At 58.2% G+C, this 12,998-nt stretch carries 12 protein-coding genes; 2 read left to right on the plus strand and 10 right to left on the minus strand.

The genetic code is table 11. The features are described 5' to 3' along the window. Positions 1-84 precede the first annotated feature (84 nt). The 10 genes from ACCC96_RS06465 to ACCC96_RS06510 form a co-directional block, all read right to left on the minus strand. Positions 85-2,046, minus strand: coding sequence for a DUF4105 domain-containing protein (locus tag ACCC96_RS06465; RefSeq protein ID WP_413695243.1), 1,962 nt, complete (start codon positions 2,044-2,046; stop codon positions 85-87). Beyond that, positions 2,043-2,363 (minus strand): DUF2388 domain-containing protein, encoded by a 321-nt coding sequence (locus tag ACCC96_RS06470; RefSeq protein ID WP_019651180.1) that lies wholly within the window; start codon positions 2,361-2,363, stop codon positions 2,043-2,045. The genes ACCC96_RS06465 and ACCC96_RS06470 overlap by 4 nt, the downstream gene beginning before the upstream one ends. A 27-nt stretch (positions 2,364-2,390) precedes the next feature. After that, on the minus strand, positions 2,391-2,708 hold the full coding sequence (locus ACCC96_RS06475; RefSeq protein ID WP_018927233.1) for a DUF2388 domain-containing protein: 318 nt from the start codon (positions 2,706-2,708) through the stop codon (positions 2,391-2,393). 107 nt (positions 2,709-2,815) lie between these two features. After that, positions 2,816-3,133, minus strand: coding sequence for a DUF2388 domain-containing protein (locus ACCC96_RS06480; RefSeq protein WP_018927232.1), 318 nt, complete (start codon positions 3,131-3,133; stop codon positions 2,816-2,818). A 340-nt stretch (positions 3,134-3,473) separates the two neighbouring features. Beyond that, positions 3,474-3,689: a DUF1127 domain-containing protein gene (locus ACCC96_RS06485; RefSeq protein ID WP_262171169.1), complete on the minus strand. Its 216-nt coding sequence runs from the start codon at positions 3,687-3,689 to the stop codon at positions 3,474-3,476. A gap of 319 nt (positions 3,690-4,008) precedes the next feature. Beyond that, positions 4,009-5,502 carry an acetyl-CoA hydrolase/transferase family protein gene (locus tag ACCC96_RS06490; RefSeq protein WP_258671842.1) on the minus strand — a complete coding sequence of 498 codons (1,494 nt, stop codon included), beginning with the start codon at positions 5,500-5,502 and terminating at the stop codon, positions 4,009-4,011. A gap of 188 nt (positions 5,503-5,690) precedes the next feature. After that, positions 5,691-7,139: an NAD(P)(+) transhydrogenase (Re/Si-specific) subunit beta gene (locus tag ACCC96_RS06495; RefSeq protein WP_018927229.1), complete on the minus strand. Its 1,449-nt coding sequence runs from the start codon at positions 7,137-7,139 to the stop codon at positions 5,691-5,693. Further along, on the minus strand, positions 7,139-7,462 hold the full coding sequence (locus ACCC96_RS06500) for an NAD(P) transhydrogenase subunit alpha (RefSeq protein ID WP_007940759.1): 324 nt from the start codon (positions 7,460-7,462) through the stop codon (positions 7,139-7,141). Before ACCC96_RS06500 ends, ACCC96_RS06495 begins: the two co-directional genes overlap by 1 nt. Positions 7,463-7,477: 15 nt before the next feature. Then, positions 7,478-8,599 (minus strand): Re/Si-specific NAD(P)(+) transhydrogenase subunit alpha, encoded by a 1,122-nt coding sequence (locus tag ACCC96_RS06505; RefSeq protein WP_018927228.1) that lies wholly within the window; start codon positions 8,597-8,599, stop codon positions 7,478-7,480. A 433-nt stretch (positions 8,600-9,032) separates the two neighbouring features. Further along, on the minus strand, positions 9,033-9,932 hold the full coding sequence (locus ACCC96_RS06510; RefSeq protein ID WP_413695244.1) for a LysR family transcriptional regulator: 900 nt from the start codon (positions 9,930-9,932) through the stop codon (positions 9,033-9,035). 157 nt (positions 9,933-10,089) lie between these two features. Between ACCC96_RS06510 and ACCC96_RS06515 the strand changes: the two genes are divergently transcribed. Then, a complete protein-coding gene (locus ACCC96_RS06515; protein WP_019651177.1) occupies positions 10,090-11,271 on the plus strand; it encodes an acyl-CoA dehydrogenase in 1,182 nt (393 codons plus the stop codon). A 13-nt stretch (positions 11,272-11,284) separates the two neighbouring features. Then, on the plus strand, positions 11,285-12,505 hold the full coding sequence (locus ACCC96_RS06520) for a CaiB/BaiF CoA transferase family protein (protein ID WP_258671844.1): 1,221 nt from the start codon (positions 11,285-11,287) through the stop codon (positions 12,503-12,505). The last annotated feature ends 493 nt before the right edge of the window (positions 12,506-12,998 follow it).

Raw genomic sequence — 12,998 nt, forward strand, 5'->3', positions numbered from 1 at the left:
AAGTAAGAGAGGAATTAGTGCCTCGCGGCACAGCACATACAGCAAAAAGGGCTTCAGGACTGCGTTCTGAAGCCCTTTTTGCTTTCAGGGCAACTCCAACCCACCCGCAGCCTTGTGCAATTTCCTCAAATGTTCGCCAACCTGTTTCAGGTTCTCTTCGTTGGCGGCCATTTCAGCAGCGCGGCTTGGCTCGAGCAGCGCTCGCACTTCCTTGTCGAGGTCCCCGGTCAGCACTTGAAGCTGCTTCTGACGCAGATTGCTTTCCGACTCCAGGCGTGTCCACTCGTTCGGCTGCGGCAAACCATAGCCACCGGTGCCGAGCAGTTCGGCCGGACGGCTGAGGAAGCCGCTATTGACGAGAATCTGCTGCAAGGTCGCGTTGGCTTTATCCATGCCGCCGTTGTTCAATTCCCGAGCACCCAGGTAGCGCTGTTTCACTTCGTCCTGGGCCAACACTAATTGTTGGCGGAAGCTCGCCTGCTCCAGCAACAGCAATGCCGCGCTGGTGCGCAGGTCCGCCTGGTCAATCCATTTGCGGCGCTCATCAGCTTTCAATGCCAGCCAGTCTTCGACCTTTTCCTGCTTGATCGGCAAATGCTTTTTCAACACCTCGAACATCGCTTGATAACGCTCGCGGAAGGAGTCGAAGCGATAGCCCAGGCGTAGCGCTTCGCGAGGGTCGTCGAGCACGCTGGTATCCGCCAGTCCGCGGCTCTTGAGTACTTCCAGCAAGCCGTTGGGCATGATGCTGTCGAGCCCTGTCAGCTGGGCATTATTGCTGCCGCTGCGCAGCAGTTTCAGGCTTTCCACGGCGCAGTTGTTGGACAGGAAGAAGTAATTGCCGTCGTAACTCCAGTGCATCTCGGCGGCGTGCTCCACCACGTCTTCGATCTCGCTGCGCGACAGGTTCAGCGGTACCGAGGCCAGGCTGCGCAGTTCGGTCTTGGTGTATTCGTCGATCACCTGGGCCAGCGGCAACACAAACAGGCGCGATGGGTATTTGCCCACCAGCCCATCCCAACTCGACAACTGTACGTCGCCGACGAAGGCGCGGTAGGACAGCACCAGATGTTGATCCAGATCGAGGCGGCAATCCGGCCCGCGAGGCCGACCGGGCGCGCAGATCACCAGTCGCAGCATGCTGTGACCCCAGCGGCTGACCCAGTTCTGGTTGGCTTCTGCCAGCAGATAGTCGACGGCATACACCCGTTCCGGATCGACCTGGCCCAAGGGCTGTTTGGCGAAATCGTTACCCGCATTGAGGAAGGCGAATGATCGGGCGCAGGTGTCTTTGGCGGCTGGCGCCCAGCCGAAGTGTTCTTTGTAGTAGCGATACAGCGCAGGGCGACGGCAGGCATAGCTTGGGTCGAGGAGGAAGTACTCCATGTTGACCGCGACGAACTCCTTCGGGCTGCTCGTCTCGTAGATGTCCGGGCTGCGGGCAATCTGCCGGTTGTGCTGTTCGCGCTCACCGCGCCGACCGACGTATTGCGGCCAGCCGGCCAGATCGAGCAGGCGAGGGTCGTCGCTGAGGGTCCAGCGTCGGTCGGTCTGTCCGCGGCACTGATCCGGGATGCCGATCAGTCCAGAGCTGCTGTTACGTTGTGTGCAGCGCTGGATCAGTGTGCGCTCGGCGTCCGGCCACAGGCGTGCGCGGTCGTAGATGTGGGTGAGTTCGTGCAACACCGTGGCGAGCATTTCCTGGCGCACGGTGCCGTGGGGACGATAGGTTTTTTTGGTCGCGGCGCTGCCGTCGGTGAGGCTGGCGAGCAGGTTGCGATTCAGGTCGAGCTCAGACACCAGCGATGCCTGGCCATAGGCATTGCTCGGCATGTTGTCGGTCCAGCCGACATCGATGTGCCGGTCCAGCTGCTCGATGAAGCGTGGCGGTAACGCCTGCATGGCTTCATCGAGCAGTGCCTGACTGGCCTGCTGTTGCGCGGGGCTCAGGCCGTCGGTCTTGAGCCGTAATTGCAGGCCGGCCTGGGCCGTGTTGCCAAGTAGCAACACAACCCCGGCCAGCAGCCAGGCGCTTAGTGATTTCACAGTGCGAGGATGGCTTCGGCGAGAACCTGATCACTGGCGTCGCGGGCTTCCGGTACGCGGGTGCGCAAGGTGTCGAAGGCCGCCTCCAGGTGTGCACCACGGATTTCACCGTCGCTGGCGACGAAACTGGCCGCATCGTCGTGGGCTTCACGGACGATCTTCGAATCGCGGATGGACGTGGTGGTATCGGAAGTGAAATCAAGCGTGCGCTGGGAGGCACGAATGATCATGTTACTGGTGGCTACCAGGGTGTGGGCCTGGGCCACGTCGGCCAACAACAGCAGGCCAAGGGTGGCAGCAATCAGCGGGCTACGCATGGAGTGACTCCGGAGAAACAAGGATAACTATTGGACGAGAATTGCCTGCGCCAGTTCAAGGTCGCTGGCATGAAGTTTTGGCTGGGTCCGGCGCAGGTAGATCAAGGCCGATTCCAGTTGTGCTCCTCGCAGTTGGCCGTCACTGGCGATGAACGCTGCAGCGTCATCCCGGGCGGCGATCAGCATTTTATGGTCGAAGGGCGCGGAGGTCACCATGCTGGTGGCGTAACCACTGGCTACGGTGCCTTGTGTAGACAGGTTGAAAGCGTCGAAGGCATGGGCCGAACCCGACCAGCAGGCCGCGAGAAAAACCGGAGTGATCAACAGACTTGAAAGAAAACGCATGAGGCTCGATAGCTGAAAGCGAGCCCCAAGGCTAGCGCAATGCCCGGGCTAGAGCCAGCGCCGAAACATTGGGACACGACGGGCGTGTCCCGGTTCAGCGCAGTTGTCTAGATCGTCAGGATGGCCTGGGCCAGCTGTGCGTCGGTCGCATTCAGTTGTGGAGCCTGTTGGCGGATATGGTTGAGCGCGCTTTCCAGTTTCACGCCACGGATGGCACCATCACTGGCAACGAAGCTGGCGGCATCGTCACGGGCAGCGCGGACGATTTTGTTGTCGCGAAAGGAGGACGAGACATCCGAAGTCGCGTCGGAGGAAGCCTTCAGGCCATTAACGATGGAGTCGGTGGTCACGATAAAACTGGAGGCGTGGGCATTGGCAGCCATGGCAAGCAGGGCTGCAGCGCTGAGCAGGCGAAGGGGGGACATGAGGTAGCTCCTTTGGATAGACCGATAGAGAGGTGGCACAGGATCAGACGCCTGTCGTCTTAAAGCGTTCGCCACGGTTTATACAGATATTAGGCCTGCGTACATCGGTTAGAACAGTCCCGCTTGTTCATGCAGGCGAGCGCAGACACACTTAGAATAAACTGTACTGGTTGTTTTTATATATTTAAAAACTGTCACTGTCGGTGATTTTCTCTTCTGTACGCCCCCAATATGAAGCCCTAAAACGACAAAACCCGTCGTGGTTTCCCACGACGGGTTCTGTTTGTTCAATTCGGGTTGCTGGCGGTGGACTCGGTGGGTCAGAGCCAGCGACGCTAACTTAGCGCCAGAACGGCTTGCTCAGCTCTTCGTAGCGTTGTGCTTCGCTAATCCCGGCGTCAGCCAGCAGACGCGAATCCAGGCGAGCCAGTTGATGGCGGCTGGAGATGCGGCGCTGCCACAGCATCAGGTTGGCGATAACGCGCAAAGGCATGGAAGTCTGGGTTTTTGCAGCAGTGTCTTCGAAGAACAGCTCGGAACTGAGTGTACGTTCCATGGTTGACATCCTTCCGCTTGTGGCGGGATTAGGTAGTGGTTTAACTGATGCCAATGATCCTCTCGTTTGGCCAGTCTCTGTAGATACAGTTCACCTGTATTGTGAGAGACCAGTTAACTGTTAAACGGTGGTGTACTGGTCTAAATTGAGGCAACTGTACCTATCAGCACCAATATGGTGCATTTCATGGTGCTTGACTGGAAAATGTAGGCAATTACGGTAGGAAAAGACCGGTACAGCAGTACAGTTTTTGATTGAAAAGAATGCTGCAACAGCGAGCTGACGAAACTGTGTTTGCGTCAGCTGCTATCTGTATCAATTACACCGCCAGCATGCGCCCGGTTTCTTCCAGGTTCATGTGCCAGCTCAGTGCGTCACGCAGGATATGCGGGGTATGCCCGCCGACTGCGCAAGCAGCAGTGAAGTAGTCATTCAGGGCCGGGCGATAGTCCGGGTGAACACAGTTATCGATAATGACGCGGGCCCGCTCGCGCGGGGCCAGGCCACGGAGGTCGGCCAGGCCGATCTCGGTCACGAGAATATCGACGTCATGTTCTGTGTGGTCGACGTGGCTGACCATGGGAACCACGCTGGAAATCGCCCCGCCCTTGGCGATCGACTTGGTGACAAAAATCGCCAGGTGCGCATTGCGCGCGAAGTCGCCCGAGCCGCCGATGCCATTCATCATCCGTGTGCCGCAGACGTGAGTGGAGTTGACGTTGCCGTACAGGTCGAACTCCAGCGCAGTGTTGATGCCGATGATGCCCAGGCGCCGCACCACTTCGGGGTGATTGGAGATTTCCTGGGGGCGCAGCACCAGCTTGTCCTTATAGTGCTCCAGATTCCCGAATACATCGGCATTGCGCCGGCTCGACAGGGTGATCGAACTGCCCGAAGCGAAGCTCAACTTGCCGGCGTCGATCAAATCGAAAGTCGAATCCTGCAGCACTTCGGAGTACATGGTCAGGTCTTCGAATGGCGAGTCGATCAAGCCGCACATCACCGCGTTGGCGATACTGCCAATACCGGCTTGCAGCGGACCGAGTTTGTTGGTCATGCGACCGGCAGCCACTTCTTGCTTGAAGAAGTCGATCAGGTGGTCGGCGATGGCCTGGGTGTCTGCGTCCGGCGGCAGCACAGTAGAGGGCGAGTCGGATTGATTAGTGATCACGATCGCGACGATTTTTTCCGGCGGTATCGGGATGGCAGTGCTGCCGATACGGTCATCGACCTTCACCAGTGGAATAGGTGTGCGGGTAGGCCGGTAGGTAGGGATATAGATGTCGTGCAAGCCTTCGAGATTCGGGTTGTGCGCCAGATTGATCTCGACGATCACGTGTTTGGCGAAAATCGCGAAGCTGGCCGAGTTGCCTACCGAGGTGGTCGGCACGATATGGCCCTGCTCGGTGATCGCCACGGCTTCGATCACCGCGATGTCCGGCAGCTTGAGTTGCTGGTTACGCAGCTGCTCTACGGTTTCCGACAGGTGCTGGTCGATGAACATGACTTCGCCGGCATTGATCGCCTTGCGCAGAGTGCTGTCCACCTGGAACGGCATGCGTCGCGACAGTACGCCGGCTTCAGTCAGCTGTTTGTCGAGGTCGTTGCCCAGGCTGGCGCCGGTCATCAAGCTTATTTTCAGCGGCGTGACCTTGGCGCGCTCGGCCAGTGCATGAGGCACGGCCTTGGCTTCGCCGGCTCGGGTAAAGCCGCTCATGCCGACGGTCATGCCGTCCTGAATCAGAGCGGCAGCGTCGGCGGCGCTCATTACCTTGTCCAACAATGAAGGCAAGCGAATACGGTCACGGTACATGATTGTTATCTCGGGCAACGGAAGCAAGGTGCGCAGTCTAGTGAATTCGAGCGGCGCCCGTCCCGCTACCAAGGTCGCATTCGGGGCGTCTATTCCGGTGCTTTCAGGCAAAACACCTTTGCAGGATCGGTAACAGACGCAAACAAAAACGCCCCGACGAGTCGGGGCGTTCAGGTTGCCGAAGGTTTTTACTCGACGGCTTTAACCATGTCTTCGATGACTTTCTTGGCGTCGCCGAAAACCATCATGGTCTTGTCCAGATAGAACAACTCGTTGTCCAGGCCGGCATAGCCGCTGGCCATCGAGCGCTTGTTGACGATGATGGTCTTGGCCTTGAACGCTTCGAGAATCGGCATGCCGGCAATCGGCGATTTCGGGTCGTTCTTGGCTGCCGGGTTCACCACGTCGTTGGCGCCGAGCACCAGCACCACGTCGGCCTGGCCGAACTCGGAGTTGATGTCTTCCATCTCGAACACCTGGTCGTAAGGCACTTCGGCCTCGGCCAGCAATACGTTCATGTGGCCAGGCATCCGGCCGGCAACCGGGTGAATCGCATACTTCACGGTTACGCCGCGGTGGCTCAGTTTCTCGGTCAGCTCTTTCAAGGCGTGCTGCGCCCGTGCTACCGCCAGGCCATAGCCTGGAACGATGATCACGGTGTCGGCGTTGGTCAGCAGGAAGGTGGCGTCATCAGCCGAACCGGATTTCACCGGACGGGCTTCTTTGGAGCCCGCCGGGCCAGCATCCGCGGTGTTGCCGAAACCGCCGAGCAGCACGTTGAAGAACGAACGGTTCATCGCCTTGCACATGATGTACGAAAGGATCGCACCGGACGAGCCCACCAGCGAGCCGGCAATGATCAGCATCGAGTTGTTCAGCGAGAAGCCGATACCCGCTGCCGCCCAACCGGAGTAGCTGTTGAGCATCGACACCACGACGGGCATGTCGGCGCCGCCGATCGGGATGATGATCAGCACGCCCATCACGAAGGCCAGGATCAGCATCAGGGCAAAGGCGCTGAAGTTGCCGGTCAGCATGAACGTGACACCCAGTGCCAGCGTCGCCAGACCCAGCAGCAGGTTCAGTTTGTGCTGACCGCTGAACTGTACTGGTGCGCCCTGGAACAGGCGGAACTTGTACTTGCCCGACAGCTTGCCAAACGCGATCACCGAACCGGAGAAGGTGATTGCACCGATGGCCGCGCCGAGGAACAGCTCCAGACGATTACCCGCCGGAATCGAATCGCCCAGATGTTTGACGATGCCCAACGACTGCGGCTCGACGACGGCTGCAATGGCGATGAACACCGCCGCCAGACCGATCATGCTGTGCATGAAGGCGACCAGCTCCGGCATTTTGGTCATTTCAACGCGCTTGGCCATGATCGAACCGGCGGTACCGCCGGCCAGCAGACCGACGATGACGTAGCCGATGCCGGCGGTAGCACCGCCTTGCTCAATGGAGAGCGCCGCCAGCTTATAGATGAGACCGATGGTGGTGAGGATCGCCAAGGCCATGCCGAGCATGCCGTACACGTTGCCGCGCCGCGACGTGGTCGGGTGCGACAGGCCTTTGAGGGCCTGGATGAAGCAGATCGACGCGATCAGGTACAGCGTCGTTACCAGGTTCATGCTCATTACTTGGGCGCCTCTTCTTGTACGGCTTTCGGGGCTTTTTTCTTGAACATCTCAAGCATGCGACGGGTGACCAGGAAACCACCGAACACGTTCACGGCCGCCAGAGCCACCGCCAGGGTGCCCATGGTTTTACCCAATGGTGTTACGGTCAAAGCGGCCGCCAGCATCGCGCCGACGATCACAATCGCCGAAATGGCGTTGGTCACCGCCATCAATGGCGTGTGCAGTGCAGGTGTAACGTTCCAGACCACGTGATAACCGACATAAATCGCCAGCACGAAGATGATCAGGTTGTAGATACCGGGGGAGATAAGCTCTTCCATCGTCTGAATCCCTGCTTAGGCGTTTTTGCGGATGACTTGGCCGTCGCGGCACATCAGGCACGCTGCGACGATGTCGTCTTCTAGGTTCACTTCGAACTGGCCTTCCTTGTTGAAGACCAGCTTCAGGAAGTCCAGCAGGTTGCGTGCGTACAGCGCCGAAGCGTCTGCCGCCACCGCACCGGCCAGATTGGTCGGGCCGACAATGGTCACGCCATTCGAGACCACGACCTGGTCCGCCACGGTCAGCGGGCAGTTGCCGCCCTGGGCTGCAGCGAGGTCGACAACCACCGAGCCTGGCTTCATCTGCGCCACAGTTTCGGCGCTGAGCAGTGTCGGCGCCTTGCGGCCCGGGATCAGTGCCGTGGTGATGACGATGTCAGCCTGCTTGGCGCGTTCGTGTACGGCCAGGGCCTGACGCTGCATCCAGCTGGCCGGCATGGGGCGCGCATAACCGCCGACACCGACGGCGCATTCGCGCTCTTCATCGGTTTCGTACGGCACGTCGACGAATTTCGCACCCAGGGATTCAATCTGCTCCTTCACCGCAGGACGCACATCGGACGCTTCGATCACGGCGCCCAGACGTTTTGCAGTGGCAATCGCCTGCAAACCGGCCACACCGGCACCGAGAATCAGCACGCGCGCCGCTTTCACGGTACCCGCGGCGGTCATCAGCATCGGCATGAAGCGTGGGTAGTAGTGAGCGGCCAGCAGCACGGACTTATAACCGGCGATGTTCGCTTGGGAGGACAGCACATCCAGGCTCTGGGCGCGGGAGGTGCGTGGCGCAGCTTCCAGCGCAAACGCGGTAATGCCGCATTCGGCCAGTTTGGCGATGGTTTCATTGCTGAACGGGTTGAGCATGCCCACCACGACGGTGCCGCTCTTGATCAGCGTCAGTTCGCTGTCGCTGGGGGCGACCACCTTGAGAATCAGCTCGGCACCAAACGCATCGTTGGCGCTGCCAATGGTTGCGCCTGCAGCTTCATAAGCACTGTCGACAACGCTGGCGTTAATGCCGGCGCCGCTTTGTACAGTGACCTTATGACCCTGGCCGATCAGCTTCTTGATGGTTTCCGGGGTTGCAGCAACCCGTGTTTCACCCGTCTGGGTTTCGAGAGGAACACCAATGTGCACGTCAAATCTCCTGCGTGATCTTATTGAGTAAACCCAGGCACTTCGGATGGTGCGGCTGGGGCGGCCGATCAGCACGGTCCCGCCAAATCAGGGCGGGGCGCGGCATTTTGCAGGCGAACTTTGTGCCCTTCAAGGGATTATGACGGGTGACGGAAAATTAACTACAAGTCACCCCGTGACCGAATGTCGCACCTCTCTGATAAATCCCTTGCAGGCCGTGGCTTCTAAGGTTTTTAGCCAAAATTCAAGAATTTACACATCCGCACGGTGAATAGGTTGTCATTGCTTGCCAGTAGAGGCTCAAAGCCACGTACTCAAACGCTTGTGGGACGTTTGTACTGTTTTCAGTACAGTCTGTCGATATGCGACAAATACTTATATCTGTAGTGCTTTTGTTTTATTGACTACGTGGTCAGCTAATCAGTGTGAGCCTTTATTCTTCTAGGTTGTAGCTATGTGCCTGATTTACCAGCCAGTCGCGAAATGCCTTCAAAGAGGCTGATTCGACCTTTCGATCAGGAATCATCAGGTAGTAGGCCTTGATGCTCGATAGTGCTTGGGCATTGGCAATGACCAGGCGCTTCTCCACCAATTCGCGCTGAATCAGGAATGGCGGAATCAGCGCGATCCCCATGTCATGCATCGCCGCTTGGGCGAGCATGGAGAATAGCTCGTAACGCGGTCCTGTCATGTCTCGCGGGACATTCAGGTTCTGGGAGTTGAACCATTGGCGCCAGGCATAAGGGCGGGTGGTCTGTTGTAGCAAGGGCAACTCGGCGATTTCACCGGGGCTCAGGTTGGTTTTTTGGCCCAGCAACGTGGGGCTGCACACCGGCATCGGATTCTCGCCCATTAGCCTGTGGGATTCGGTACCCGGCCAGTCGGCGTCGCCGAAGTAAATGGCGGCATCGAAGTCGGTGTCGGCAAACAGGAAGGGGCGTGTACGGTTTGTAAGGTTGACCGTCACCTCTGGGTGTTTGTGCTGGAAGTCCTTGAGTCGTGGCAGCAGCCATTGAGTGCCGAAGGTCGGAACCACCGCCAGTTCGATCGAGTTGGCTCCTTGTTGGCCCATCACTGACAAGGTGTCCCGTTCAACCGCGTCGAGTTGGGTGGCCACTCTGCGGCTGTAGGAAAGCCCGGCCTCTGTCAGCTTCACTCCGCGCCGCGAACGTCGGAACAGTTCGACATTGAGGAACTCCTCGAGGCTGGCGATCTGCCGGCAAATCGCTCCCTGAGTGAGAGAAAGCTCCTGGGCAGCCTTGGTAAAGCTCTCGTGGCGCGCTGCCGCTTCAAAGCTGATCAGGGCTGTTGTGCTGGGGATCTTCCTGCGCATGTACGTCAACCTCACTAATGCATTGCATAAAGGCGATTTTGCAACGTTTCGGAGTGAGAAATTAGCACAACAGTATGCGAAAACCTCGTTTGCCGGGACGCCGAACCCGGCCTAGGATCAATCCACGTTATTTGACCCGATTCGAGAGGACTCACTCATGGGCGGTAAAGCTAGCTTCAACTGGATCGATCCCCTGTTGCTGGATCAACAGCTCACTGAAGAAGAACGCATGATTCGCGACACGGCCGAGCAATTCGCTCAGCAGAAGCTCGCACCGCGTGTTCTCGAAGCTTTCCGTCATGAGAAGACTGACCCGGCGATTTTCCGTGAGATGGGTGAAGTGGGTCTGCTGGGTGCGACCATCCCTGAACAATACGGTGGCAGTGGCTTGAACTACGTCAGCTACGGCCTGATTGCCCGTGAGGTCGAGCGTGTCGACTCCGGCTACCGCTCGATGATGAGTGTGCAGTCCTCGCTGGTCATGGTGCCGATCAATGAATTCGGTACCGAAGCACAGAAGCAGAAATACCTGCCGAAGCTGGCCACGGGTGAGTGGATCGGTTGCTTCGGTCTGACCGAGCCCAACCACGGTTCCGACCCGGGCGCGATGATTACTCGTGCACGCAAAGTGGAAGGTGGATACAGCCTCACCGGCAGCAAGATGTGGATCACCAACAGCCCGATCGCTGATGTATTCGTGGTTTGGGCCAAGGACGATGCGGGCGACATTCGTGGCTTTGTGCTGGAGAAGGGCTGGAAAGGTCTGAGCGCTCCGGCGATTCATGGCAAGGTTGGCCTGCGTGCATCCATCACCGGCGAGATCGTCATGGACAACGTGTTTGTTCCTGAAGAGAACATCTTCCCGGATGTCCGTGGTTTGAAGGGCCCTTTTACCTGCCTTAACTCGGCACGTTACGGCATTTCCTGGGGCGCACTGGGCGCTGCCGAGTTCTGCTGGCACACCGCTCGTCAGTACACCCTGGATCGTCAGCAGTTTGGTCGTCCATTGGCGGCCACTCAGTTGATCCAGAAGAAGCTGGCCGACATGCAGACCGAAATCACTCTGGCGTTGCAAGGCTGCCTGCGTCTGGGACGTATGAAAGATGAAGGTACTGCCGCGGTCGAGATCACTTCGATGATGAAGCGCAACTCTTGCGGCAAGTCCCTCGACATCGCTCGCATGGCTCGCGACATGCTGGGTGGCAACGGTATCTCCGATGAGTTCGGTGTGGCTCGCCACTTGGTCAACCTGGAAGTGGTGAATACCTATGAAGGTACGCATGACGTCCACGCGCTGATCCTCGGTCGCGCGCAGACCGGCATCCAGGCGTTCTATTAATAGGAGAACGGCCATGGGCGCGCTTTCGCATCTACGGGTACTGGATTTGTCGCGGGTGCTCGCCGGGCCTTGGGCCGGGCAGATCCTTGCGGACCTTGGCGCTGACGTCATCAAGGTCGAGCGTCCGGGTAATGGCGATGACACGCGCGCCTGGGGACCTCCGTTCCTTAAAGACGCCTATGGCGAGAACACCAGCGAGGCGGCCTATTACTTGTCCGCCAACCGCAACAAGCAATCGGTAACCATCGACTTCACGCGGCCAGAGGGTCAGCAACTGGTGCGTGAGTTGGCGGCGAAGTCGGACATCCTCATCGAGAACTTCAAGGTCGGTGGTCTTGCGGCATATGGGCTGGACTACGAGTCGCTAAAGGTGGCCAATCCGAAGCTGATCTATTGCTCGATCACTGGGTTCGGTCAGACCGGCCCGTATGCCAAGCGTGCGGGTTATGACTTCATGATCCAGGGCTTGGGCGGTCTGATGAGTTTGACCGGTCGCCCCGAAGGAGATGAAGGTGCAGGCCCGGTGAAAGTTGGCGTGGCGCTGACAGACATTCTGACTGGGCTCTATTCAACGGTAGCGATCCTGGCTGCGCTGGCTCATCGGGATCATGGTGGCGGCGGTCAGCACATTGATATGGCATTGCTGGACGTTCAGGTGGCGTGTCTGGCGAACCAGGCGATGAACTACCTGACTACGGGCATTGCGCCTAAGCGCCTGGGCAACGCCCATCCGAACATCGTGCCTTATCAGGACTTTCCTACAGCCGATGGCGACTTCATCCTCACCGTGGGTAATGATGGGCAGTTCCGCAAATTTGCGGAGGTGGCCGGGCAGCCGCAGTGGGCGGATGATCCGCGTTTTGCGACCAATAAGTTAAGGGTGGCAAATCGGGCGGTGCTGATCCCGCTGATCCGCCAGGCGACCGTGTTCAAGACCACTGCTGAATGGGTGATGCGGTTGGAGCAGGCAGGCGTGCCGTGTGGGCCGATCAATGATCTGGCTCAGGTGTTTGCCGACCCTCAGGTTCAGGCTCGTGGGTTGGCTATTGAGCTGCCTCATGCTTTGGCCGGGATCGTACCCCAAGTTGCGAGCCCGATACGCCTGTCCGAGACGCCAGTGGAGTACCGTAGCGCACCTCCTTTATTGGGTGAGCATACGCTGGAGGTTTTGCAGCGGGTATTGGGTCTGAATGCCGACGCAGTCGCTGCTTTCAAAGAGGCGGGGGTGCTCTGAAGTCCTCTTCTATATAGAGGGAGTGGTTTTGCTCTCCTTTATAGAAGGAACGCGGGCGGTTTTCCGGCTTTCTGCAAGCTATTGATAGATAAAGCCAAATTAGAGGTTGACGGCAGATTCTGGACGTCTATAATTCGCCCCACTTCCGGCGCAGTCGAAACGGAAAACTCCTTGGTAAACAATGAGTTACGCGGTTTTCGACAGCGGTTACGCTTCAGTTTATCGAAGCCAGAAGGAGTTGGTAGGGCAGGGTATTGTCGCCTTATTGACGGTTCGATCGTCTCGGTCGAAAGCGGAGAAAAAGAGGTGTTGACAGCAGCGACTAACGCTGTAGAATTCGCCTCCCGCTAACGAGAGATCGGAAGCGCAAGTGGTTGAAGTTGCAAAGGAAACTTTGAAAACTTCTGAAAATAACCGCTTGACAGCAACAGAGGCTGCTGTAGAATGCGCGCCTCGGTTGAGACGAAAGATCTTAACCAACCGCTCTTTAACA

Origin of the sequence: Pseudomonas sp. Pseusp11 (genome assembly GCF_047304405.1) — a bacterium.
Taxonomy (GTDB): domain Bacteria; phylum Pseudomonadota; class Gammaproteobacteria; order Pseudomonadales; family Pseudomonadaceae; genus Aquipseudomonas.